Annotated in this window: 30 protein-coding genes and 1 tRNA gene; 15 read left to right on the forward strand and 16 right to left on the reverse strand. The window is 58.9% G+C overall.

What is annotated here, in order from left to right:
- Window positions 1–4 precede the first annotated feature (4 nt).
- Window positions 5–796 carry a ComF family protein gene (locus tag AC5I5B_RS10905; protein ID WP_111833891.1) on the reverse strand — a complete coding sequence of 264 codons (792 nt, stop codon included), beginning with the start codon at window positions 794–796 and terminating at the stop codon, window positions 5–7.
- A gap of 143 nt (window positions 797–939) precedes the next feature.
- Between AC5I5B_RS10905 and AC5I5B_RS10910 the strand changes: the two genes are divergently transcribed.
- On the forward strand, window positions 940–1,821 hold the full coding sequence (locus tag AC5I5B_RS10910) for a methyltransferase domain-containing protein (protein ID WP_003507048.1): 882 nt from the start codon (window positions 940–942) through the stop codon (window positions 1,819–1,821).
- Between the two features lie 10 nt (window positions 1,822–1,831).
- On the opposite strand, the gene AC5I5B_RS10915 is transcribed toward AC5I5B_RS10910, so the two are convergent.
- The 6 genes from AC5I5B_RS10915 to AC5I5B_RS10940 form a co-directional block, all read right to left on the reverse strand.
- Window positions 1,832–2,026, reverse strand: a complete 195-nt coding sequence (locus tag AC5I5B_RS10915; protein WP_003507050.1) for a Flp family type IVb pilin — start codon at window positions 2,024–2,026, stop codon at window positions 1,832–1,834.
- Window positions 2,027–2,119: 93 nt separating this feature from the next.
- Entirely contained in the window at window positions 2,120–2,434 is a 315-nt protein-coding gene (locus tag AC5I5B_RS10920; RefSeq protein WP_020808898.1) for a hypothetical protein, read from the reverse strand.
- 230 nt (window positions 2,435–2,664) lie between these two features.
- A complete protein-coding gene (gene mutT / locus AC5I5B_RS10925; RefSeq protein ID WP_020012084.1) occupies window positions 2,665–3,078 on the reverse strand; it encodes an 8-oxo-dGTP diphosphatase MutT in 414 nt (137 codons plus the stop codon).
- On the reverse strand, window positions 3,075–3,851 hold the full coding sequence (locus AC5I5B_RS10930) for a GNAT family N-acetyltransferase (RefSeq protein WP_020808897.1): 777 nt from the start codon (window positions 3,849–3,851) through the stop codon (window positions 3,075–3,077). The genes mutT and AC5I5B_RS10930 overlap by 4 nt, the downstream gene beginning before the upstream one ends.
- An 18-nt stretch (window positions 3,852–3,869) precedes the next feature.
- Window positions 3,870–5,111 (reverse strand): bifunctional glutamate N-acetyltransferase/amino-acid acetyltransferase ArgJ, encoded by a 1,242-nt coding sequence (gene argJ, locus AC5I5B_RS10935; RefSeq protein WP_080864808.1) that lies wholly within the window; start codon window positions 5,109–5,111, stop codon window positions 3,870–3,872.
- An 88-nt stretch (window positions 5,112–5,199) separates the two neighbouring features.
- On the reverse strand, window positions 5,200–6,063 hold the full coding sequence (locus AC5I5B_RS10940) for a peptidylprolyl isomerase (RefSeq protein ID WP_026364016.1): 864 nt from the start codon (window positions 6,061–6,063) through the stop codon (window positions 5,200–5,202).
- 242 nt (window positions 6,064–6,305) lie between these two features.
- On the opposite strand from AC5I5B_RS10940, the gene secA reads away from it, so the two are divergent.
- The 5 genes from secA (at window position 6,306) to AC5I5B_RS10965 (ending at window position 14,091) form a co-directional block, all read left to right on the forward strand.
- On the forward strand, window positions 6,306–9,023 hold the full coding sequence (gene secA / locus AC5I5B_RS10945; protein ID WP_003507062.1) for a preprotein translocase subunit SecA: 2,718 nt from the start codon (window positions 6,306–6,308) through the stop codon (window positions 9,021–9,023).
- Window positions 9,024–9,170: 147 nt separating this feature from the next.
- Complete coding sequence (locus AC5I5B_RS10950) at window positions 9,171–10,064, forward strand: DMT family transporter (RefSeq protein WP_080864806.1); 894 nt, start codon at window positions 9,171–9,173, stop codon at window positions 10,062–10,064.
- Between the two features lie 71 nt (window positions 10,065–10,135).
- On the forward strand, window positions 10,136–11,338 hold the full coding sequence (gene mdoC, locus AC5I5B_RS10955) for a glucans biosynthesis protein MdoC (protein ID WP_111833892.1): 1,203 nt from the start codon (window positions 10,136–10,138) through the stop codon (window positions 11,336–11,338).
- 57 nt (window positions 11,339–11,395) lie between these two features.
- A complete protein-coding gene (gene uppV / locus AC5I5B_RS10960; RefSeq protein ID WP_111833893.1) occupies window positions 11,396–12,811 on the forward strand; it encodes a Wzx-type polysaccharide biosynthesis protein UppV in 1,416 nt (471 codons plus the stop codon).
- Window positions 12,812–12,819: 8 nt separating this feature from the next.
- Window positions 12,820–14,091: a GNAT family N-acetyltransferase gene (locus tag AC5I5B_RS10965; protein WP_107677240.1), complete on the forward strand. Its 1,272-nt coding sequence runs from the start codon at window positions 12,820–12,822 to the stop codon at window positions 14,089–14,091.
- Window positions 14,092–14,145: 54 nt separating this feature from the next.
- Here AC5I5B_RS10965 and uppQ read toward each other — a convergent pair whose 3' ends face one another.
- Window positions 14,146–14,781 (reverse strand): polysaccharide biosynthesis GNAT family N-acetyltransferase UppQ, encoded by a 636-nt coding sequence (uppQ, locus tag AC5I5B_RS10970; RefSeq protein ID WP_111833894.1) that lies wholly within the window; start codon window positions 14,779–14,781, stop codon window positions 14,146–14,148.
- A gap of 296 nt (window positions 14,782–15,077) precedes the next feature.
- Between uppQ and AC5I5B_RS10975 the strand changes: the two genes are divergently transcribed.
- Window positions 15,078–15,162: transfer RNA gene (locus AC5I5B_RS10975), tRNA-Leu, on the forward strand.
- Between the two features lie 100 nt (window positions 15,163–15,262).
- On the opposite strand, the gene AC5I5B_RS10980 is transcribed toward AC5I5B_RS10975, so the two are convergent.
- From AC5I5B_RS10980 to AC5I5B_RS11010, 7 genes are all read right to left on the reverse strand, one after another.
- On the reverse strand, window positions 15,263–16,351 hold the full coding sequence (locus AC5I5B_RS10980) for a site-specific integrase (RefSeq protein WP_443428825.1): 1,089 nt from the start codon (window positions 16,349–16,351) through the stop codon (window positions 15,263–15,265).
- The gene (locus AC5I5B_RS10985; RefSeq protein ID WP_112155332.1) at window positions 16,352–16,606 is read right to left on the reverse strand and encodes a helix-turn-helix transcriptional regulator; all 255 of its coding nucleotides are present in this window, start codon (window positions 16,604–16,606) and stop codon (window positions 16,352–16,354) included.
- On the reverse strand, window positions 16,603–16,857 hold the full coding sequence (locus AC5I5B_RS10990) for a hypothetical protein (protein ID WP_495752624.1): 255 nt from the start codon (window positions 16,855–16,857) through the stop codon (window positions 16,603–16,605). The genes AC5I5B_RS10985 and AC5I5B_RS10990 overlap by 4 nt, the downstream gene beginning before the upstream one ends.
- Window positions 16,854–17,324, reverse strand: a complete 471-nt coding sequence (locus AC5I5B_RS10995; RefSeq protein ID WP_495752625.1) for a hypothetical protein — start codon at window positions 17,322–17,324, stop codon at window positions 16,854–16,856. The genes AC5I5B_RS10990 and AC5I5B_RS10995 overlap by 4 nt, the downstream gene beginning before the upstream one ends.
- Window positions 17,321–17,767 carry an ASCH domain-containing protein gene (locus AC5I5B_RS11000; protein WP_495752626.1) on the reverse strand — a complete coding sequence of 149 codons (447 nt, stop codon included), beginning with the start codon at window positions 17,765–17,767 and terminating at the stop codon, window positions 17,321–17,323. The genes AC5I5B_RS10995 and AC5I5B_RS11000 overlap by 4 nt, the downstream gene beginning before the upstream one ends.
- Entirely contained in the window at window positions 17,764–18,213 is a 450-nt protein-coding gene (locus AC5I5B_RS11005; RefSeq protein ID WP_495752627.1) for a hypothetical protein, read from the reverse strand. Before AC5I5B_RS11005 ends, AC5I5B_RS11000 begins: the two co-directional genes overlap by 4 nt.
- A gap of 73 nt (window positions 18,214–18,286) precedes the next feature.
- Entirely contained in the window at window positions 18,287–18,832 is a 546-nt protein-coding gene (locus AC5I5B_RS11010) for a DUF2303 family protein (RefSeq protein ID WP_495752633.1), read from the reverse strand.
- Window positions 18,833–18,924: 92 nt separating this feature from the next.
- Between AC5I5B_RS11010 and AC5I5B_RS11015 the strand changes: the two genes are divergently transcribed.
- Genes AC5I5B_RS11015 through AC5I5B_RS11040 form a run of 6 tightly spaced genes read left to right on the forward strand, consistent with a single transcriptional unit; the run spans window position 18,925 to window position 21,962 of the window.
- Window positions 18,925–19,137 (forward strand): tail protein X, encoded by a 213-nt coding sequence (locus AC5I5B_RS11015; RefSeq protein ID WP_142841030.1) that lies wholly within the window; start codon window positions 18,925–18,927, stop codon window positions 19,135–19,137.
- Window positions 19,138–19,139: 2 nt separating this feature from the next.
- Window positions 19,140–20,300 carry a phage late control D family protein gene (locus AC5I5B_RS11020; protein ID WP_495752628.1) on the forward strand — a complete coding sequence of 387 codons (1,161 nt, stop codon included), beginning with the start codon at window positions 19,140–19,142 and terminating at the stop codon, window positions 20,298–20,300.
- A gap of 44 nt (window positions 20,301–20,344) precedes the next feature.
- Window positions 20,345–21,274 (forward strand): glycoside hydrolase family protein, encoded by a 930-nt coding sequence (locus AC5I5B_RS11025; protein WP_495752629.1) that lies wholly within the window; start codon window positions 20,345–20,347, stop codon window positions 21,272–21,274.
- Window positions 21,271–21,513, forward strand: coding sequence for a hypothetical protein (locus AC5I5B_RS11030; protein ID WP_495752634.1), 243 nt, complete (start codon window positions 21,271–21,273; stop codon window positions 21,511–21,513). Before AC5I5B_RS11025 ends, AC5I5B_RS11030 begins: the two co-directional genes overlap by 4 nt.
- Window positions 21,398–21,637 carry a lipoprotein gene (locus AC5I5B_RS11035; RefSeq protein ID WP_269698779.1) on the forward strand — a complete coding sequence of 80 codons (240 nt, stop codon included), beginning with the start codon at window positions 21,398–21,400 and terminating at the stop codon, window positions 21,635–21,637. The genes AC5I5B_RS11030 and AC5I5B_RS11035 overlap by 116 nt, the downstream gene beginning before the upstream one ends.
- Window position 21,638: 1 nt before the next feature.
- On the forward strand, window positions 21,639–21,962 hold the full coding sequence (locus AC5I5B_RS11040) for a phage holin family protein (RefSeq protein WP_010970912.1): 324 nt from the start codon (window positions 21,639–21,641) through the stop codon (window positions 21,960–21,962).
- A gap of 87 nt (window positions 21,963–22,049) precedes the next feature.
- Here the strand turns inward: AC5I5B_RS11040 and AC5I5B_RS11045 are convergent, their stop codons facing one another.
- Window positions 22,050–22,259, reverse strand: coding sequence for a hypothetical protein (locus tag AC5I5B_RS11045; RefSeq protein WP_495752630.1), 210 nt, complete (start codon window positions 22,257–22,259; stop codon window positions 22,050–22,052).
- A gap of 122 nt (window positions 22,260–22,381) precedes the next feature.
- Here AC5I5B_RS11045 and AC5I5B_RS11050 point away from each other — a divergent pair, with 122 nt between their 5' ends.
- Window positions 22,382–22,648 (forward strand): DUF982 domain-containing protein, encoded by a 267-nt coding sequence (locus AC5I5B_RS11050; protein ID WP_495752631.1) that lies wholly within the window; start codon window positions 22,382–22,384, stop codon window positions 22,646–22,648.
- A gap of 59 nt (window positions 22,649–22,707) precedes the next feature.
- The coding region (locus AC5I5B_RS11055; RefSeq protein WP_495752632.1) for a hypothetical protein at window positions 22,708–23,435 on the forward strand (728 nt) is incomplete at its 3' end.

The following is a 23,435-nucleotide window of genomic DNA, read 5'->3' on the forward strand; positions in this document are numbered from 1 at the left end:
GGTTTCATATAGGGCCGGAAATGGCCATTGCAAAGGTCAAAACCGTCACATCCACGGCACCGGCCTTGCGCAGGGCGCGGCTTGCCGCACCCACCGTCGCACCGGTGGTATAGACGTCGTCCACCAGCACCACGCGCTTGCCATGGACATCGGTTTCCCGGCCGGGCGCGAGCGCGAAAGCGCCGCGCACATTGTCCTGTCGGGCAAGTGCCGAAAGCCCCACCTGCCGCTCGGTCGGCTTCACGCGCAACAGCGTGCCGGCAAGCACGGGCTTGCCGGCGGCCTTGGCCAGATGCCGTGCCAGCTCGGCGGATTGATTGAAACGGCGGCGCAGGAAACGGTGCCGATGCAACGGAACGGGCACGATGCAATCACAGTCACCCACCGTTCCGTCACTTGCCCTCAGCATCCACAGCGCCATCAGTCGGGCGAGATCGGTCCGGTCCTGATATTTCAGCCGGTGCACGAGCTTGCGGGCGGTTCCCTCATGGCTTGCGACGGCACGCAGCCGGTCAAAGGGCGGCGGTTCGGCAATGGCCCGCGCGCTCACAAAACCGTCTCCGTGATCCCGCGCGAAGGGAATGCCCAGAACCTCGCAAAAGGGGCGATCGATAAAGCCCACATCCCGCCAGCAATCCGCGCATAAGGCACCCTCGCCGCCGGTCATGCGGGTGCAGCCCGCGCAGGTTGGCGGGTAGACCATACGGAAGAGCGCGCGCCACATGTCTCCTGCTGCCGCCGGCACGGCCGCGGACTTCGATAGCAACGCCGAAAACAGACTTTCACCAGCACCCATGAGGTTGACTTTACCGCTGAACGGGTGCCTTTGCGAGAGCGATAGTTCCGTCCCGTCACCGGGAGAACGATGCCCGCAGCGGCATGACAGTAACGATACGGCCCGCCGATCCCGAAGGCGTTTGAGGCCGAGCAGGCAAGACGATGGATATTCTCTTTGACCAGGCCCTAATCGAACAAAACCGTCACCGGGCGTGGGCCAGACGCGATGACAAGGCCCTGTTTCTTCTCGATATGGCGGCCGAAGAGCTGGCCGACAGGCTCGCCATCGTCGAGCGCCAGTTCGAGACCGCGATCGAACTTCATGGCGGAACCGGCGTCACCGCCCGACGCCTGGCGGAGACCGGCAAGGTCGATACCATTCGCCGTATCGAAACCGAGAGTTCTTTTGCGACGGATGCAAATATTCCCGAGGCCGCTTCCATGGAGCATCTGCCGCTTGAGGAGGCCTCCGCCAATCTCATCGTCTCACCACTTGCCCTGCATCTGACCAACGACACCCCCGGTGCGCTGATCCAGATCCGGCGGGCATTAAAACCGGACGGTCTGTTTCTCGGCGCCATTCCCGGCAGCGGCACCCTGCAGGAACTGCGCGATGTGCTGCTGACCGCAGAGGCCGAACTGACCGGGGGCGCAAGTCCGCGTGTCATTCCCTTCGCCGATGTGCGCGATGTCGGCGCGCTTTTGCAGCGCGCCGGGTTTGCGCTTCCCGTTACCGATGCGGAAAGCTACACGGTTCGTTACGATTCTATTTTTCCGCTGATGCGGGACCTGCGCGCCATGGGCATGGCCAACCCGCTGGCAAGCCGCAGCAGAAAACCGCTCAACCGCGCCTTTTTCCTGCGCGCAGCGGAGCTTTACGCCGAGCGCTATTCAGATCCTGACGGGCGGATAAGGGCGACATTTTCCATTATTTACGTATCAGGCTGGGCCCCGCACGAAAGCCAGCAGAAACCGCTAAAGCCCGGCTCCGCCAAGGTGCGGCTTGCCGATGCCTTGAAGACAACAGAGGTGAAGCTGTCCTGAGCGATCAGCCCTACAGGTTCGACTGGGCAAAAGTATCTACGATGAACTGAAACACGGCATTGATATTGCTGCTGATGTTGCCTGCGCCAGCGATGAGGGCGGCGGAGAGCAGCCCCACGATCAAGCCGTATTCAACGGCTGTCGCACCGTCTTCGTTTTTGCAAAAATTGATAAAAAAATGCAGCACAGGATATTCCCCATCCACCGGTGCGTTCCGACAACCGGCATCTGCCCTGTTGAAATCAACACTATCCTAGGTCGGCGATGTGAGAAATCCGTTACCGTTGATGGTAAACGATCAGCAACCGCTCTCGTTGCTGTAACCCGTGACCACGCAGGGCATCTCCGGCATCGGCTGGGTGATGCTGCGACGAATGGAATAGGTCTTGCCGACATCGGTCTTCTTGATGGAGCCCGTGCTGATCATGTCGTAATTTTCGGGAAACTGCGCCACGCGCGTGGAAGATTTTCCGGCAAGCATGGGGGTGATGATCAGGGAAAGGGCGATAACCGCCGTGCCAAAAAGCAGCGCCACATTGAGCACGCCGGTGCGACGGGATTTGTTGGAATACAAATGACGACCTTCCACCGTCTTCCAGAAATCCTCGTTCATGACCAACCTCGTCTCGCGCAGTTTACCGCTTCTTTAGCTTAACAATCTGCCAGAGGGTGCTGAACGATCTCTTAACACAGCCCCGTTTTGGTACGGTAAAGCGCTGGCAACAGGGCATTTTCACGAAGCTGTGACGGGATGACCTTACAAGGGTGGGATCCAGCCTCGCACTCGACAATTGCGTACTCGACAGGCTGATCCCGATCGCGCGCAAACGCCACGCCGCCAGCTTACAGCAGATCCTGCAGGAAGGGGATGAGCGGCTCATCGGCCGGCGGCATGGGGTAGTCACGCAGAGCCTGCGGCTTTACCCATTTCAGCGCCTGCCCTTCCCGGCCATGCGCAATGCCCTCATAACGGCGGCACACGTAAAGCGGCATCAGGAGGTGAAAGGTCTCATAGGTGTGGCTGGCGAAAGTCAGCGGTGCAAGGCAGGCGACCTTGGTCTTGATGCCCAGTTCTTCGTCCAGCTCACGGACAAGGGTTTCCTCCGGCGTCTCGCCGTGCTCCACCTTGCCGCCCGGAAACTCCCACAGGCCAGCAAGCGACTTGCCTTCAGGACGCTGCGCCAGAAGGATGCGCCCATCCTGATCGAGGAGCGCGCAGGCGGCGACCAGCAGAATTTTCTTGCCCGCTTCGCTCATTTTTCGTCAACCTTGCGCCAGTAGCGATAGAGGTAGGCATCGGTGAAACCGAATTTTTCATAAAGCGCGATTGCGGGCACATTTGTCGAGACGACCTGCAACCAGGCGCTTTTGGCACCGCTGATCCGTGCCCAGCGCAGCGCCGACGCCAGAATCTGCGTACCGAGGCCCTTCTGGCGCTGCGACTTGTCAACGTCGAGCGACAGGATACCGGCAAGATCGTTATCCTGCACGCAGATCACAGTCGCAAGCGGGCTGCCTTCAACTTCCTCGTTGATGAACAGGCCGAGCGTCGGCTTGATCGAACTAACGATTTCTGCGATCGCTGATCGCTGGGCCGGGTCGCTATCGCTGACCTTGATGCTCGCCTCGACAAAACGGCCGATATCGTGGCTCGGCAGGCTGACCAGCGTTTCCGGCAGTTCCATGCCGGTAAGATCAGCCGTCATGACCCTGACCTCTTCGACCATGGACCAGCCGTCCTTGACCAGAAAGTCCTTGAGTTGCGGCGGCATCAGCGTCGTTTCACGCACCACCAGCGGACGGCCGAAATCCTCGAAGCGCTTGCGTGCCTTTTCCAGCCGCACGGCGCTGTTTCCGTAGTCGGAAGGGTCGAGCGGCACCACGCAGTTGATCCGCTTGGAGGGATGCGAGCCTGTGAGGCGGATTTGCCAGCTGCCGTCATAAATCACCGACGAGGCAGGCCATGCCCGGAAGCTGACGGCTTCCAGACGGCGAACCAGCGGCAGATTGACGGCCTTGTTGTCCTGCATTCTCTTCGGCTCCAACGGTCAGCTCCGGTAGTCGCCGTTGATCGCAACATATTCCTTGGTGAGATCACAGGTCCAGACAGTGGCCTTGCCCTGACCGAGACCAATATCCACCTTCACCGGAATGTCTTCGAGACGCATCACCGCGGTCGTCTCCGCTTCCGAATAATCCGGATCGCGCTCGCCATTAACCGCCACGCGCACGCCGCCGAACCAGATCGCGAGACGGTCGCGGTCTGCCATTTCGCCGGATTTGCCGACGGCCATGACGACACGGCCCCAATTGGCGTCTTCGCCGGCAACCGCGGTCTTCACCAGCGGCGAATTGGCGATGGAAAGGGCGATCTTCTTGGCGGCGGCATCGTTTTCCGCGCCAGTGACAGTGACTTCCACCATCTTGCGCGCGCCTTCGCCGTCGCGAACAACCTGCAGGGCCAGATCCTTCAGGAGATCGTTCAGCGCGACGCGGAAGCCGGCAAGGCGCTCGTCATCGGCGCTCGTCACCTTCACCTGGCCGTCTTCAGCAGCAGCACCCGTGGCAAACAGCATCAGCGTGTCGGAGGTGGAGGTGTCGCTGTCGACCGTCACGGAATTGAAGGTCGGGCCGACACCGGCCGAAAGCAGCGCCTGCAGGGCTGCCGGCTCAATGTCCGCATCCGTCACCACGAAGGAGAGCATCGTCGCCATGTCGGGCGCGATCATGCCGGCACCCTTGGCGATACCGTTGATGGTAACGATGACGCCGCCGATTTCGGCAGTGCGGGTCGAAACCTTGGGATAGGTATCGGTCGTCATGATCGCCTTGGCGGCTTCCTGCCAGAAATCGGCTTCGGCCATACCGTTCATATCGCCCAGAACACCGGCGAATTTGGTGGCGTCCAGCGGCTCGCCGATCACGCCGGTCGATGCCAGAAATACCTCGTTTTCGGAGCAACCGACGGCAGCGGCGGCGGATTTCGCCGTCAACTCGGTCGCTGCCTTACCCTTGACGCCGGTAAAGGCATTGGCGTTGCCGGAATTGACCACCACGGCACGCGCCACGCCGCCGCCGAGATTGGCGCGGCAGAAATCAACCGGGGCAGACGGGCATTTTGATTTGGTGAAGACGCCGGCGACACTTGCCGGCGTGTCGAACACCATCAGCAGAACATCCGTGCGGTTCTTGTACTTGATGCCGGCGGCGGCCGTCGCCATGCGAACACCGCGCAGCGCGGGCATGTCGGGATAGGATTTCGGAGCGAGCGGGGAAACGGCAACGGACATGGGAAGCGCCTGAAATTCTGGAAAGGAGGATCTGGGAATGCCTGAGATGAAACGGGGCGGCCCATAGCCGCCCCGTAACCTGAATTTTTTACTGCTGCGGCTGAGCCTGCTGTTCCTTCGAGGCTTCGTCGTAGCCCTTCTTCAGCGTTTCATCCATGATTTCGATCTTCTGGTCAGCCTTTGCCTTCTCGATGAGGGCAACGTACTTGTCACGCATGACAAGCTGACGAACCTGCGGCTCAACCTGCTCGAAAGCCGGCGGCGGGGCGATGCGCTTGTCTTCCAGCTTGATAACGTGGAAGCCGAACTGGGTCTTCACCGGGGTCTTGGTGTAGGCGCCCTTTTCGAGGCCGAAAGCAGCTTCTTCGAATTCCGGAACCATGCGGCCCTTGCCGAACCAGCCGAGATCGCCGCCGTCATCCTTGTTGGAATCGGTCGACTTTTCCTTGGCGAGGGCTGCGAAATCCTTGCCCGAATCAAGCTGCTTGATGATGTCTTTCGCTTCGTCCTCGCTGGCGACGAGAATATGCGCGGCCTTGATTTCTTCTTCCTGCGGCAGGGCTGCGACTTCCTTGTCGTAGCGCGCCTTCACCTCGTCATTGGTGACGGCCTCGACCACATGCTTGCGGAAATAGGCGTTATGCAGCTCACGGTCCTGGATGAATTCCATGCGCTTCTTGAAATCTTCAGTCTTTTCCAGACCTTCGGCGCTGGCGTTCTTTACCAGAAGCTTGACGTCGATCGCGCCGGAAAGGGCTGCGACCTTCTTCTGCTCGTCGGGAAGCTGCGCGAGCTGCGGGTCGAGGTTGCTCATGGCGAGGTCGAGTTCGGACTGGTGGATTTCCAGATCGCCGACCTTGGCGACAACCTTGTCTTCCTGTGCGAAAGCCGGAAGCTGGAGGCCGAGCGTGGCCACAATCACCGCAGCCGCAATTTTATTATAGCGCAACATTTTGAACCTTTCGGGGACAATGCCGGCTCCAGACATGGTTTCCGGCTCTGAAAAAACTTCCAAACACCGGATTGTGGCCATTCTGTAACGGGCAGAACCGTTGACATCATTTGCCCCCCCTCTTATCTGTCACGCAACCTCGCGTCCAGATACGTTGAAGGGCGAAGTCCGTCATTTGTGCTGAAAACAGCGTGACGGAGAAAAGCGCCCGGCAAAACGGAATTTCAGAAAGGGCCAGTAAGATGGTCAGTCTCGGCGGTATAGCCCGCAAGTTGTTCGGTTCGGCAAATGATCGCCGCGTCCGCTCCTATAAAAGCAAGATCGCAGCCATCAATGCGCTGGAAGACGCCACCAAGGCGCTCTCCGACGAGGCGCTGGCGGCCAAGACCGCCGAATTCCGCCAGCAGCTGGCAGACGGCAAGTCGCTGGACGACCTGCTGATCCCGGCTTTTGCCGTGGCCCGCGAAGCATCGCGCCGTGTTCTCCACATGCGTCCCTTCGACGTGCAGCTGACGGGCGGTATGATCCTGCACGGCGGCGCCATCGCCGAAATGAAGACGGGTGAAGGCAAGACGCTGGTGGCAACGCTTGCGGTCTACCTCAACGCGCTCGCCGGCAAGGGTGTGCATGTCGTTACCGTCAACGACTATCTTGCCCAGCGCGACGCCGCCACCATGAGCAGGCTTTACCGCTTCCTCGGCCTCACCACCGGCGTGATCGTGCACGGGCTGGACGACGACCAGCGCCGCGAGGCTTATGCCTGCGACATCACCTACGCGACGAACAACGAACTCGGCTTCGATTATCTGCGCGACAACATGAAATATGACCGCGCGCAGATGGTGCAGCGCGGCCACAACTACGCGATCGTCGACGAAGTCGACTCGATCCTGGTCGACGAGGCGCGCACGCCGCTCATCATTTCCGGCCCGCTGGACGACCGTTCCGATCTCTACAACACCATCGACGCCTTCATTCCGCTTCTGTCGCCGGAAGATTACGAGATCGATGAGAAGCAGCGCTCGGCCAACTTCTCCGAAGAAGGCACCGAAAAGCTCGAAAACCTGCTGCGGCAGGCGGGTCTCCTGAAGGGCGAATCGCTTTACGACGTCGAAAACGTCGCCATCGTCCATCACATCAACAATGCGCTGAAGGCCCACAAGCTCTTCACCCGCGACAAGGACTATATCGTCCGCAACGACGAGATCGTCATCATCGACGAATTCACCGGCCGCATGATGCCCGGCCGCCGTTATTCCGAAGGTCAGCATCAGGCTCTCGAAGCCAAGGAAAAGGTGCAGATCCAGCCGGAAAACCAGACGCTTTCCTCCGTCACCTTCCAGAACTACTTCCGCATGTATGAAAAGCTGGCCGGCATGACCGGTACGGCCTCGACGGAAGCGGAAGAATTCGGCAACATCTACGGCCTCGACGTCATCGAGGTACCGACCAACCTGCCGATCCAGCGTATCGACGAGGATGACGAGGTTTACCGCACCGGCGAGGAGAAGTTCCAGGCGATCATCACCGAGATCAAGGCGGCGCATGAACGCGGCCAGCCGGTTCTGGTGGGCACGACCTCCATCGAGAAATCCGAGCTTCTTGCGCATATGCTGCGCCAGTCCGGTTTCTCCGACTTCCAGGTTCTGAACGCCCGTTACCACGAGCAGGAAGCCTATATCGTTTCGCAGGCCGGTGTTCCCGGCGCCGTCACCATCGCCACCAACATGGCCGGCCGCGGTACCGACATCCAGCTCGGCGGCAACGTCGAGATGCGTCTGGAGCGCGAGCTGGAAGGCATGGAGCCGGGTCCGGAGCTTGACGCCAAGGAAGAGGCCATCCGCGCCGAGATCAAGGTGCTGAAGGAAAAGGCGCTCGCCGCCGGCGGTCTTTACGTCATCGCCACCGAACGCCATGAAAGCCGCCGTATCGACAACCAGCTGCGTGGTCGTTCCGGCCGTCAGGGCGACCCCGGCCGTTCGAAATTCTACCTGTCGCTCCAGGACGACCTGATGCGCATCTTCGGTTCCGAGCGCATGGACAGCATGTTGCAGAAGCTCGGCCTGAAGGAAGGCGAAGCAATCGTCCATCCGTGGATCAACAAGGCGCTGGAACGCGCCCAGAAGAAGGTCGAAGCCCGCAACTTCGAGACCCGCAAGAACCTTCTGAAATATGACGATGTGCTGAACGACCAGCGCAAGGTGATCTTCGACCAGCGTCTCGAGCTGATGGAAGCCGACAATATCGGCGAAACCGCAGCCGACATGCGCCACGAAGTCATCGAAATGCTCGTCACCAAGCATGTTCCGGAAAATGCCTATGCCGAACAGTGGGATATTGCGGGCCTCAAGGCCGGCATCGCCCAGTTCCTGAACCTCGACCTGCCGGTAGAGGACTGGGCCAAGGAAGAGGGCATCGCCGAGGACGATATTCTTGAGCGCGTCACCGAGGCCGCCGACAAATACGCCGCCGAGCGCGCGGAACGTTTCGGCCCCGAGATCATGACCTATGTCGAACGTTCGGTCATTCTCCAGACGATCGACCATCTGTGGCGCGAACATATCGTCAATCTCGATCACCTCCGCTCCGTCGTCGGTTTCCGCGGTTATGCCCAGCGCGATCCGCTGCAGGAATACAAGGCGGAAGCCTTTGAACTGTTTCAGGCGCTGCTCGCCAATCTGCGCGAGGCCGTTACCGCCCAGCTGATGCGTGTGGAACTGGTGCAGCAGGAACCGCAGCAGCCGGAACTGCCGGAAATGACCGCGCATCATCTCGACCCCAATACGGGCGAAGATGAAATGGCGCAGGGCATGCAGCCCACGCCCGTCAATTTCGTGCCGGCCGAGGAACGCGATCCGAACAACCCCACCACCTGGGGCCGTATCGGCCGCAACGAAATGTGCCCCTGCGGCTCCGGCAAGAAATACAAGCACTGCCACGGCGTTTACGAACAGGCGTAAGGCGCTTGTTATCAGTCTGAAATCAATCGCCCGTAACCCGCGTTACGGGCGATTTTGTTTGGGCCGGGTCATTGCCGGTGAGCCGACTGTTGACTGGTCTCGGCGCTTTCCATAAGGGAGCCTGATCATTTTCTGGAAACTGCTTCCATGGCCCCTCGCGATCTCGCCGCCTATATTTTTCTCGCGCTCGCGTGGGGAGTTTCTTTTCTGCTGCTTTTACAAGTCGTAGCAGCCTTCGGCTGGATCGGCGCCGTCACGCTTCGTTCACTCATGACCGCTGCCGCCCTCTTTCTCATTGCGCGGACGGTGCGTCGAAAGCTGACATTCTCGGCCGGCTGGCGCGCCTTTACGGTTGTCGGGGCAACAACGGTCGCGGGGCAACTGATCGGCCTGTCCTACGCCACACCGCAGATCGGCACTGCTATGGCTGCCATATTGGTGGCGACCATTCCGCTTTTTTCCATGCTCATCTCTCAGCTATGGGGTATTGAGCGTCTGACGCGTCAGGGCATTGCCGGTCTCGTTATCGGCTTTGCCGGCATCGTTCTGCTTGTCGGCTTTCCCGCCGTTCCCGTTACAACCACCTTCATCATCGGCTGCGCCGCTGCTGTCGCCGCCTGCATCTGCGCGGCCTATGGCAGCAATTTCGCCAGCCGCCACCTGAAGGGCGTAGGTTCCTGGGAAATCACCATAGGCTCATTCCTGACAGGCGGCCTGATGACCCTGCCGCTTCTCTTCGTGGTCCCATTGCCGAGAACACCTGATCTCATCGATTACGGTTATCTTTTGATACAGGCGGTGGTCATGAGCGGCCTTACCTACATCACCTATTTCAAGCTGGTCTCCTCGATCGGTGCAACCAAGGCGATCAGCGTTGAATTCGCCGTCACCGTCGTGGCAGTTCTCGTCGGTGCTTTGGTGCTGGATGAACCGCTTTCGCTTCCCCAGCTTTTCGGCGCCGGCATCATCATTTTGGGCTGTGCGCTGGTCCTTGACCTTATGCCCAAGAAAAAGGCTCCACCCACCCCTTCCGGTGCGTGAAGAGTTTATTAGCGTTTTCCACCAATAGTCGTGCTGGTCATTGCTGATCGCGTTTGCGGCACGGGGGAAAAATGCAACCGGGCAAGTCAGACTACGAGCATTATTGGGACCCGCTCAGGGCTCTCCTCATGCTGCTTGGCATTCCCTATCACGCCTCCCTCATCTACAGCCATGCGTTACCATGGGACATCAAGGATTTTGACACCAGCCCGCTTCTGAGCGCGCTTGGCGCCGTGCTCTCCACCTTCCGCATGCCGGCTTTTTTTGTGGTGGCCGGATATTTCTCCACCATGGTCATCGGCAAGAAGGGCAAGATGCGCTGGCTCAGGCAGCGTTTCCTGCGCCTCGGCGTGCCCTTTATTGTGGCGGTCCTTCTGCTCGGGCCATTGCAGCTTTTCCTGCTGCAACTGGCCGGCGTCGCCAAGGGCGAGATCCCGGCCGACCGGCTACTGGAGAGCCTGCCCGGCCTGCTGCGTCCGAGCGAACAGTGGATCATGCATCTGTGGTTCCTGCCGGCCCTAATCGTTTATTCCATTCTACTTGCCAGCCTGCTGTTTCTTACGGAACATCAGCCATTGGCACATGCGAAAGACTGGTTCGACAGCCTGCGGCAGCAACATGCCACACTGTTTTTCGCAGCACTCTGCACTGCGCCTATCCTGTGGGAATTGATGACCTACGGATCCGGCCTGCTTGCGGCAAAGAACGGAAGCAGACTCTTTCTTCTCTATGAGCGCGCTTCCGACCCCTATGCGCGCTACCTGCCATTTTTCCTTGTCGGGGCCCTGCTGCACCGTGATCGCGCCCTCTTTCACCGCTTTCGCCAGACGGGACTTCTCACCGGCATCGTCGCGGCGGGCGCCATCGCAACCTCGGTGAGCCTGCGGCTGCAAAATCCCCTTTCGAATTCGGCCCTGCTGGTGCTGGTTTCGGCAATTGCGGCGGTGGCCACGAGCCGTCTGTTGATCGACCTTGCCTGCCGTTATTTCGATCGGCCAAACCGCTTTGCCAGACGCATGACGGATGCATCCTTCACCATCTACCTGTTTCACCATCCACTGATTTACGCCTTCGGAACGCTCTTCATCCTGATCGCGCTGCCGCCGATCCTGGAATTCGCCATCATCGTCGCGGCCACCACAGTGGTGGCCTATATGCTGCATCAGGTGATACGGCTCAGCCCGCTCGCCCTTTTCCTGTTCAATGGCATCCGCAGGCCGAAGGTGGTGGACGATATTGGCACACAGGCCGGCGCCTCCCAAACCCTTCGTTAAGGATGAAGCGCGTATAATCGGCTTGCCTATTCAACTGGAAATGATGGCGTGTGGATCATGGCTATCCTCAACACGGCGGAAAAAGCCTTACCCGCAGGCCTGCGCGCGAAGCTTTCGCCGCTGGTAGCGAAAGTCGCCGTCCTTCTTTCCAGCGGAGATGAGGTTTCCCGTGCGCAGCGCATGGCGCTGGTTGCGTTTGCGGTGCGCATCGTCAGCGCCGGCATCGCCTTCATTTCCCAGATCATCCTTGCCCGCCTGATGGGGGAGTTCGAATATGGCCTGTTCGCCTTTGTCTGGGTCCTGGTGATCCTGTTCGGCAACCTCTCCTGTCTCGGCTTTCACACCACCGTCATCAGGTTTTTACCCGGCTACCGTCTGGAGGATGCCCATGACAAGATCATGGGACTGACCTCGACGGCGCGTGTCTTCGCCATGTTTTCGGCCAGCGCGCTTGCGATTTTCGGTTTCGTTTTCCTGTACTTCTTCGGCGAGCGCATCGCCTCCTATTATCTCATTCCCGTGTCGCTGGCGCTGTTCACCCTGCCGATGGTGGCGCTGGGCGATGTGCTGAACGGCACCGCGCGCGCCAATGGCTGGGCGGTTTCCGCTCTCAGCCCCACCTATATTGTCCGCCCGGTGCTGATCCTGCTGTTCATGCTGGTGGCAATCGGTTTCGGCGCGGAAAAAACCGCGACGACGGCCATGCTCACGGCCCTTCTTGCCACCTATGTCACCACGCTTTTCCATTTCATCTTCATGGACCGCCGGCTCAACCGGCATTTCCGCAGCACGGCCCGCAGGGTTCATTTCCGCCACTGGATAAGGTTCGCCTTTCCGATGTTCCTGATCGACGGCATCGGGTTTTTGATGACCAATTCCGATGTGGTGATTGTCGGGCTTTATCTGCCGCCGGATCAGGTCGGCATTTATTTCGCCGCGGCAAAGACCATCGTGCTGATGCAATTCGTGTTTTTCTCCGTGCAGGCGGCAGCCGCCCCGCGTCTGGCCGCCCTGATGTCGGCCAATGACAGACAGGGGCTCGCCGGTTTCGCCAGTCAGGCCGCACGCTGGGCCTTCTGGCCGTCACTCGCCGTTGGCAGCGTGGTGCTTCTGGCCGGCCCGTTCCTGCTATCGCTGTTCGGTCCCGGCTTCGTTCAGGGTTACGAGCTGATGTTCTTCCTTTTCGCCGGTTTCCTCGCCAAAGCGCTGATCGGCCCGGGAGAAACATTGCTGAATATGGCCGGCAAACAAAAATTGTGCGTCGTGCTTTATATTATTATCTTTGGTTGCAACATTGCACTCAACATGGCGCTCATTCCGGTCTATGGTCTGGCAGGGGCCGCGGCAGCGGTGGCGATAGCCATGTGCATAGAAGCTGTGCTATTGCATATTGCCATTCGCCGCACACTCGGGATCGTCCTTTTTGCCTTCAACGATCCCCGGGCGGGCCAAAACACTGGGAAGGCGGTGTAACGATAAGCATGTCCAGCGATCCAAAGAATCCGGATTTTCAGGACCCGCGCATCGCCGCACTGATGGCGTCTGCGGAGCGTGACCGTCCCGTAGCCGACAGCAGCCGACGCGTGGGGCGCGATGGCCGGGAATTCTGCATCTATCCGGGTCAGCTCGGTTACGACATGCAGGAAGAACTCGACTTTCTGTCCAACCGCGTGATGGAGGCGAATGTCTTCTTCACCGGACGGCTTCTCGCACCCGCCATGCCGCGGATCGAGGACAAATCCGTGCGCTTCGCCCTTATTCGCGACGAGAACGGCGCCAGAAGCCGTATGCGCTTCCTGATGCCTTTTACCGTGGAAAAGCCCGGCTTTTCCATCGGCCCTTCCATCATTCGCGTCTGGGCCAATCCGTTCGGGCCGCTTGGCACGCCGCTGGTTGATACCGAAGGGGCCGCCGAAACCCTCGACAATCTTTTCGATGCCCTTTCCGACCGCAACATGCGGCTGCCCAACGTTCTGGTGCTGCCGGATGTTCGGCTGGAAGGGCCTTTTGCCCGCATGTTCAAAGCCATCGCGCTCAGCCGCAACCTGCCGGTGACGACGACGGGCAATTATCACAGACCGATGCTGGAAAGCCTGCTTGATGGCAGGGCCTATCTGCAAAACGCCCTTGCGCCGCACCATCTGCGTGAAATGAACAGGCAGTGGCGTCAGCTCGAAAAACTCGGGCCCCTCGCCTACACCGTTACCCGACAGCCGAAGGACGTGCGCTATCGCATGGAGGAATTTCTGGCGCTGGAGGCGAGTGGCTGGAAAGGCCGCAAACGCACCGCGCTGGTCAACGACCGTTATCGCGCCGCCTTTGCCCGCGAGGCGATCACCAATCTGGCCGAAGCGGATGCGGTGCGTATCCACACCATCGATCTCAATGGCAGCGCCATCGCCTCCATGGTCGTCTTCATCACGGCCGGTGAGGCCTATACGTGGAAAACCGCTTTCGACGAGAGCTATGCGCAATTTTCTCCCGGCAAGCTGCTGGTGCAGAAATTGACCGACTGGCATCTGGATGACGCCAATATTCTGCGTAGCGACAGCTGCGCCGTGCCCGATCATCCAATCATGAGCCGCTTCTGGCAGGAGCGCCAGGAAATGGGCACGCTGGTGGTTGGGCTTGCCCAGAACAGCGACCGCGACGTGCGGCAGGTTTCCACCCAGGTGGACATGTATCGCAACACCCGCAACCTCGCCCGCAGCCTGCGGCAGAAGATCCTGTCCTTCGGACGCAAGGGCAATTGACCCGAAGGACGCCGGCGGCGTCCTTCGGAATCTATGATGCGGTTAAAGCCCACTTCAGCGCGAGGCCGTCCGGATCATCTTGCACAATTGCGTCAGAGCCGCATCATATCCGCCGCCCAGAATATCGACACAACGGCGGGCGAGCTTGATCTGCTCGGTCCGCGACATATCGTTATAGGCTTGGAGAGCGTTGCGCACCGCGCCGGGAGACACCGTGCCCGGGCCGCCGGGAGTGGTGGTGCTACCGCCGGGATTTCCGGGCGTACCGGTCGAACCGGAGCCGCCGATACCGACGCCGACACCGAGACCAACACCGCCCGAGCCGCCGACATTGGCCCCGACATTGGCATTGATGCCGTTCGAGCCGCCAACGGAGGCGTTCACGCCCGCATTGACGCCACTGGAACCACCGACGGATGCATTAACATCCGCATTGACCCCATTGGTACCGCCGACCGAAGCGTTGACATCCGCGCCCAGTCCGCCGCCGCTTCTACCGCCGACATCCGCACTGGCGTTGACACCACCGCCGCCGCCAACGGAGGCATCGACCCCGAGCCCGCCGCTGCCATTGCCACCAACACTGGCATTGACCCCATTCTCACCACCGACGCCGATATCCAGCGCATGCGCATGGACCGGCAGGATCAGGCAGGCAGACAGTAATAAATTGCGAGAAAAAGCCCTCATAATTTCCTCCCTATGAGTTTGGCCATTCCCGCCCCGCGTGGAAACTCCACCCTGACATCATAATTCAATTAGTAATTGCGCATATTCTAATTTATTAGAGGTGCCTAATATTACCCTAATGCTGCAACTGCAGGTGTCGCGATCTGGCACAGCCACCGGCCGCAACATTTTGATCGGCGGCCTCGGCAAAGACGGAAAACCGCCCGCGCAAACACGCGCAATTCAAAAGGATAAGTCAGCTTTGGGGTTGCACGCATGGCCCTCACCATGATAGACGCCGTGGCATTACCACCGTTGCCCCAATGGCGGAATTGGTAGACGCGCCGCACTCAAAATGCGGTTCCGAAAGGAGTGCTGGTTCGATCCCGGCTTGGGGTACCATTACCTGAAAATCGCTTTGATTTTACTAGGCTTTCCGGTCCAAAATGTCCAAGTAGTTCACACCACATAGAAAAGTTGGACGCTTTTGTTCTGCTTTTGGTCAGTCCTCGCTGTCGTCCACAGCCTGATCCATAAGCTTAACGGCGCTCTTCGCGAGCACTTTCTGGCGAGCCGCTTTGGTATAGCGGATTACCTCTTTCGATGTTGTATGACCGGTGATTGCCATAATCTGATGTTCGGTCGCGCCGCGATCTGCGAGCCGTGCGGCGGCGGCTTTTCTCAAGCCGTGGGCGCTGCAATGTTTAAGGTCGGCTTCATCGCATCGTTTACGAAACCAGTTGCCAAAGCCATTTGACGTGAAGGGCTTATCAAACTCTGTGACAAGCAAGGTCAAATCGCCGCACGGCCCGGCCTCGATAGCCTTCACCAGATTTGGATGAAGCGGCATTTCCAATCTGCGGGGCTTCCTCTTCTTGTCTTTCTCTTGGACGAACCGGAGCCAGCCCTTTGTCATATGCTGCTTTCCAAACAGCACGATATCGCTGCGGCGCTGGCTGGTATAGAGCATCAGCATCAGAGCCAAGTACGCTTTCGTCCCGATAGGATGTTTCGCAATGAACTGGTCAACCTCATCCTCAGTCCAAGAATGAAAACCTTCCGATCCGGTTTTGAAGTACGGGATATCGCGGGCGGGATTAACCGCACACAATTCCACAGCGGGCATTGTCGCCCAAGCGAATATCGCGCGTAGCGCTTTAAGCCAGCTATTGGCCGCATCCGGCGTCTCCGCCTTTCGGTCCCGAAGAACGCGAACGGCTTTTGCCGTGAATGCGGGAACTGGCACGTCCTCGAAAAGCTTTTTATCACCCTTCTTGATTGGCTCTTTCCACATGGCCTCAACAATTAGCTTGCGGCGATATCGGGTTTTGCTGTCCAGCTGCTTGTATTCCGCGCTCTGAAAATAGAGTTGGCATAGCCAGCGGAATGTCCCCTTCCCCGCCATCTTCGGACCGGCGGTTTCCTCTTTCTGGACGCCTTCCAACGCTGCGTAATAAGCCGCGTTGAATTCATCGGTGCCGGGCAGACCCGGCAACCGGATTTTCGGTTGGCCTTTCCGCCGAAAATAAAACCGGAGACTGCCCCCGGTTCGATCTTCGACTACATATTTCTTGGCGAATTTCTTGGGCATTTACGCGAAATCCCACTCCTCGTTTTCATCGCCCTCCCCTCCGGGCAAGCGGCTAAAGGCTCTTTCGAGTGACCGCCTGTCCCAAATGGTACGGCTATTAGCCTTCTTCGGCTTCGGCATTCTGCCATCGGCCACCATTTCGTCAAACAGGGATTTCGAAACGCCGATATAGGCAGCGGCCTGTTCGCGGCTCAACCCGAGAACTGGCGGCAATGGGCAGGCGCTTGCCGGTCTTGGTTCGGCGGCGGCTGTCATCGCTTGCCCTCCGTCAAAAGCTTTGTGGCTTCAAGGTCAAGGGTCGTCATAGCCTCTTCAAGCTCGCGAGCGGTGTAAGTCGCCCGGTCCGTTTTGTATTCGGGAATGCCAAGCGCCCAGAGGCAGTTCTCGGCACGCTCCCGCGCCCACCGATTTTGCGTCGGTGATAGCGCGTTTTCGCTGAATGCGGTGAGCGCGACGAAACAGAAAGAAAGGACGTTCGATTTGTCCGCGGCGGTTGGCCTCTTCATCCGTCGCCCTCCTGCTTTGCGGGCGCTACGGCCCACTCGGCGAGTGCAAGGGCGATATCGTTTTCAGTCGCGGTCACTTTGGACGCGTTGCGATATGGAACGATGGTGAGGCTTTCCGCCGCGTTGTCATGCAACAGCTTGGCGAACGTGGTGACGTAAAGCTGATGCGGCAGGCCGATCCAAACCGGAATGTGTTGGTGCTTGTCGGCGAACACTACGATCGTGTCGCAGCCGGGCGGCATGTCGATCAAAACGGAGACGCCAAACACGCCACCATCCTGTACGCGGAAGGACGGCTTCTTTTGCTCGCGGTCCGCCTCGCGGCTCATGATAACGCGCAGATCGTGGGCCGCGCGCAAAGTGGTGTCCGACAGCAAGCCGCCGTTGCCACCCTTGCCGCCAGCGCCGTTCATGTCGAATTCTACGCAATCAATAAGCTTCTTCGCTGCTTTGGTGATATCTGTCATGGGGCCGCCTCAAGGTTCTTCCGCCAGTCGAAGAAGCCAAGTGCGCCTTTGACCGGGATAAATTCGCAGGGTTTGGGATTGGCCAGCACGAAGCCGTAAGGGCCGAAGAACCACGGGCTTTCGTGGCGCGTAACGCAATCCACGATCTCAACGGTTCCCACGATGCCACCACGCGGCAGGCGGCGTTCGTCTTTTCGGCCCGGAAATGCAGGCCCGGTGCGGCCTTCGGGCAAGGCGGCGCGGGCCACATAAAGACCGTCAAGCCACTCTTCCGCCGTCATGCCCTTGGCGGCATGGATGCAGACCGGCCCGCGATACTTCGTTGCCCACGTCCGGTTTTCGACCGGCTTGCCCAGTTCGAAAATGCAGTGAACCCACGGCTGTCGAACCGACAGCGCCAGTTGCGGCAGGGCGGCGCGAACGGAAAGCTGTTCGGGCGTCATGCTTCGCCCTCATGAGCATTGCGAAAAAGGAGCTTGAAGCCTGCAAGCGTTCTATAAGGGCCATCTTCTGGAAGAGGCAGGCGGGGCGCAGTTGGCGCGAGGTGCGCCGCGAGGTGTAGCGGCCTTTCCGCAACTGACCTGAGCGCGTGGGCGTAGTATTTTTCCCACCAAAAATTATCGAAATGGACGGCCCTATAAGGCGGGCGCAAGTGGTTCGGCGCTTCCAACGTCTTGGGATTGAAGACGACAACGGCAACCTTGTCCACGATGTTGCGCTGATGCAATTCGCGCTGCATATCGTGCCTCTCGTCTCCGGTAGCTACCACGACGCAGTCACCCGGCTGGAGACGTTCAAGCATCGCGGACGTGCGCCCGGTGCGACGTGACATGTTGGTGAAGATTTCCAGCGATGCCGCAAGAAATGGATAGATTGTGTCATCTTGCATTGCGTTTCCTTCCGGTCGGCCTTCTGTTCTGCTGGATGGAGGCGGGCGGCGACCGCCCGCGCTCTGGGTTAAATCAAGCCGTCATTTCCGGCTTGCCCGCGAATTTCGGCAGGCCGAGTTCTGCGGCGGTTTCGTAAAGGGCGAAGGTAACGGCCTTGGTGATGTGGACATCTGGCCGGTAAAGCATGCACGTCCACGAAAGCTTGCCTTCGCGAAGGCGGTAGCGCAGGCGAACGGGCAAGCGGATGCTTTCACCCTGGAAGAACGGCGCGATGTTGAGGACGAAGACGCCCGGCACGGTGATCGGGTCGCCGTTGGCGTTCTTGTGGTCTTCCTCGAAAACGATTTGGCTTTCGCCGGTCTGCAATTTCACGGCGGTCTTGACGCGGGTTTCAGCGTTGATCTGCAAGCCCTGCGAAAGCACTACCAGTTCGTTCGGGTAGGCGATTTTTGCCCGGAACAGCAATTCGAGGTCTTTCACCTCATCCGAGTCCGGCGCGGCCAGTTCGGCAATATGGTCTTCCACAAACTCCGCAAACTCGTTTTGCGTCAGCGCTTTGCCATTGATGCCCTGCCAAGCTTTCCATTCTTCGGAAAGCGGAAACGCGTATTCTATCACGCTCAAACGCTCTGGTTCTGGCACGTTGCCAAGTGCGGGCGGTCTTGTGGATCGGGCTGCATCCTTCCTGTCTGAACTTTTCCGGTGACCACATGGCGACAATTTACACCACACGGCAGGGCGAGACGGTTGATCTCGCTTGCCTCGCTTTTTATGGGCGCACGGCCAAAGTGGTCGAAGCCGTTATTGATGCCAATCCGGGTCTTGCCTCGCTCGGGCCTGTTCTTCCTCTCGGCACGAAAATCACCATGCCGGACATACCCGCCACCAGCACGGCCAAGCCGTTGACCAGCCTTTGGGACTAACCATGAAACCGCGCGTGGAAGTGAATATTGACGGCTTGCCGGTGGCAGGCCATTTCTATGAGCGTTTGCTTTCCCTTACCGTCACTGACGAAGAGGGAATGAAATCCGACACGGTGGATATTGAACTGAATGACGGCCCGCCGAACTTTCTGGCGATCCCGCGTAAGGGGGCCATCATTTCGGTCAAGATGGGTTTCGGTGACGATCTCGTGCCGAAAGGCGTCTTCACCGCGGACAAAGTCAACGTCGATTGCCTGCCTTATAAAATGTCGATTTCCGGTAAGGCTGCGGACCTTCGCAGCGGAAAGCTGAAAGAGCGGCAGGAAAGGTCATGGGATAAAACGAAGCTCGGCGATATCCTGTCTCAGATCGCCAGCGAAAGCGGCTTAACCCCCGCCGTTGATGATGACCTTGCGGACTTCGAATATGACTGGCTAGCGCAACAGGACGAAAGCAACATCAATTTCTTGCGACGGTTGGCCGAACGGCACAACGGCCTGTATGCGGTCAAGCAAAAGCGCCTGATTTTTACCCGGCTCGGTTCCGGGTTGTCTGCATCCGGCGCGCCGCTCGGCTCGATCATCCTGACGCCAGAGAAAATCAAGGTCGGAAGCCTGAAAGTCGAAATCAACGACCGCACGAAATACAGCAAGGTCGTGGCGTACTATCAGGATTCCGATAAGGCGGAGCGCGTGGAAATCGACGCGGACGCGGATGCGGACGGCGATAGCGTTTATCGTTTGCCGGAACCTTATGCATCGCCCGCCGAAGCCGACAAGGCCGCGCAGGCGAAGGCCAAGGAATTGCAGCGTGGCGAAGGCTCGGTGTCTGTAACCGTGATCGGTGACGCGGGAATAGATGCGGGCTTGCCGCTGCTCTTTGCCGATATCCGTCCCGGCGTTGACGGCGTGCCTTACATCATCAAGACAGCCAAAACCGCATACACGAAAACCGGCGGTCTTGAAGTGGCGGTTTCGGGCAGGCTCTACGATGGCAAATCCGCAACTGAAAAATCGGCCGGCACGGAAAGCGGCGGCTCCAACGCCACCCCGGACGCCTCGAAAGCAACCGGCAAGGTTGCGCCCAACAGTGCGCCCGGCACCCCGGCCACGCCTTCCTCATTCCTGACGCCGCGCCGCTTCGGACGGACAGACGAAAACTAGGGCGCGGCCCTACCACTCTTCCCCAAAATCTTTAGGAGATATCCATGTCCGTTGTGACAACGTCACCGCGTGGGCGTGCCTTTATGGACGCTCATGAAGGAAACCCCCTTACCTGCTATCTTGATCCGGTCCGCATCCCCACTATCGGGCGGGGCTTCACCATGCGGAGCCGGTCTGTTCGGCGTGAGCTGGAAAAGATTGGCATTACAAAATTGGTGCCGGGTATAACGAAACTCACGTCCAGCCAATCGGAAGCCATCTTCGCGGCGGTGCTTCGGGATGAATTCGAGCCTGCTGTGGTTGCCAAGTCGCCGGATGCGCGCAAGCAGCACGAAATGGATGCGGCGGTGTCCGCGATATTCAATCTCGGCACTGGCGCCATGGATTGGCAGTGGGCGAAATTTTGGCGCGCCGGAAAGCAAAAGCAGGCGGCGGACTATCTCGCCACCCACTACAATACGGCTGGGGGCAAGAAGCTGCCCGGCCTCGTTCGCAGGCGCAAGGAAGAAGCCCTTTTGTTCGAAAAGGGAATCTACACTGGCGTCGGTGAAGGCGTGCCGCGCTCCGCCCGAGAGACCGCACCGAAGCAGCCCGATCCGGTGGTTAAGGAAGCGCAGGCTATCCTCTCGGCGAAAGGCTTTAATCCCGGCGCTATCGACGGCTGGATGGGGGAAAAGACTGCTGCCGCAGTCAAGGCATATCAGTCTGCGCACCCGCACCTTGTCGCCGACGGCATCATTGGTCCCGCCACCTTGTCGCAGTTGCGGCGTGACGCTGTGGCCACGAAAGAAGCGGTGCAGGGCGGCGCAGGCTCGCTCTTTGGTTCCGGCTTTGCTGCATGGTCGCTCGGTTTGCCCTGGGGGTGGATCGCGTTGCTTACTGCGGCGGTCGTCCTCGGCGTTATCGCCTACCGCAAGCGCGATGTCATCTCTCGGCGGGTCAATAGTTTGCTGGGTCGCGAGGTCGCGGTTTGATGACGAAAATCGGACTTTTCCTTTTGCTCGGGCTGGCGGCGGTGTCTCTCATCGGCGCGGGCATCCTCTTCATCGACCGGAATGCGACCTATCGCGCGGTCATCAAAACTGAAAGGCAGAATAATGCGGCAGGGGATCGGGCGGACAGCGCTCGTCATCGTTTTGACGATTGCGCTGGCGGGGTGTGGGATTTCGGGGCCGGGCGATGTATCGGGCCTGCGCCGGGTAGTCGGAATTGACCTGATCGGCGCGCGGGGCGCAACGCAGGAAGATCAACGGAAAATTGACCGGACGGTTGCGGGCCTTTGCGGTGGCGACGTTTGGAACCGGGACGAATGCGCCCGTCATGGAAAAGGTCGCTGACATGCCGGAAAAGTACACCTCTTTCATCGAACTGATGAATGCGTGGGTTGGTGGTGCATTCACCACTATCATCGCCTCTTTGCTTGGCCGCTTCATGTGGCACGGCAATGAGGCGCGGAAAGGTCGCCGTAAGTTTTTCGGCATTGAACTGTTTTGGGAACTGCCTGTCGCGCTCGGCATGGCAGTCATCGGCGAAAGTGCCGCCGCCTACGCCGATCTCGGTCAGCCTGCATCAACCGGGTTGATTGCGCTTCTGGCCTACCTCGGGCCGCGGGGTGTCGAAGCGCTCTTCCATAAATGGTTTGATCGCCGCATGGCCGGTTGACCCCTCCTATCATTATCGTCAAAGCCGTCCGGTTCCCGCCGGGCGGCTTTTTGCGTTTGCGGTGTCGGAATGACAGCTAACATGGAGTTAGGCTCGTGCCCGGCTGACGTAAATTTCTAGGTCGGGGAGTTCAATCTGGTCGTAGAACTTGGCGAGCGTCACAATTTGAAGCGCGTCGCTCCTCGGAATGCCTCGGCAACGCACGATGAAATCGATGCACTCCTGCCCCGTCCCTTCCATCCAGTCGCCGGTACTCGACCTGTCCTCGACTTCAAAAAGGTTGCTGTAATCACTCATAATCCTGCCCCTTGTGCTTCCTATATGGGACACTACCGGACAAAGGTTGTCGCCAAAATCTCTTATCCTGCTATGTTTTGCCTCAGGGGAGCGGCTTCCTACCCTTCCCGAAAGCGGAGCGGATGAGTGATTTCAAAATTAGTCCTCTTGCTATTCTATGGGGAGACTTTGCTACCCTTGAGACCGTGACGGACTTGGCGCAATGCCTGCTCGAAAATTGGCCGGGCAACACAACGACCGACGCTTATGTGACCGCCCTAATGGTCTGTTCAGCTGTTCTCGAAAACGGCTTGGATGACCGACCAGAAGATGCGCGCGCAGCCTTTATTGATGCCGCCCACGAAGCACTCCTGTCGGTATCGCCAGATGATGACGATTTGGATTTCTAGCTGCTATTAGGTGCCTACTCGTTCTATTAATCCTTAAACAGCAACTAAGGGACATCATCTTGGCGAAGAAAACTACCTTCCAAAGAAAGAAAGAGGATCTCGGACGTTTTCTCGACCTGTTCAAAGCCGCTGTAGATGAACACCACCAAGCGGTAATTAGCGCGATCAAATCCGGGCAGCAGCACCCTACCACGCATCACGACTACCCGCGTTACACGGAGCTTGATAGCGGGTTTCCTTCGGTACACGAGATCGGTCCGTTTGGCGACGCGCCTACACACTATCTTACTTCAATAGGGCCGCGATCCCTTGCGGGAATACTGGGCGGCTTCATAGGAGATAAGAGCGAACTTCCAACTCTGAACGCGCTAACAAAGTTTCTTGCCAAAAGTGAATTTGCGTCACACCTCGGCATAACTGATGGGACAAGTTCGTGGCTATTAGGTCTGCGCGTTGGGGACGTGGTCGAACGATATCTTCACCGATACGGCATCGATAGTCCGCTGATTGAACCCAAACGGGACAAGCTAATCTGGCCAATTGTCTCGGGGATGGTTCAAACAACGCTGCGCATGCGTCTGGTGGTGCCTATTGCACTCACTCACTTCGACGTCGATCGCTTTCGGTTAACGGACAGCACGTATATCATGCGGCTCCCCAAGAAAATGCAAATGGCGCGCTATGCCGTGGATCGTTATGGAGCAGGCGTCACCAAAATGGTCGCCAACGCGGCGGTAATCCCCCCGTTCTTAGCGGGGCTTGGTCGTAGAATTCACGCGGCCATTTT

The organism is Agrobacterium sp. (assembly GCF_059499945.1).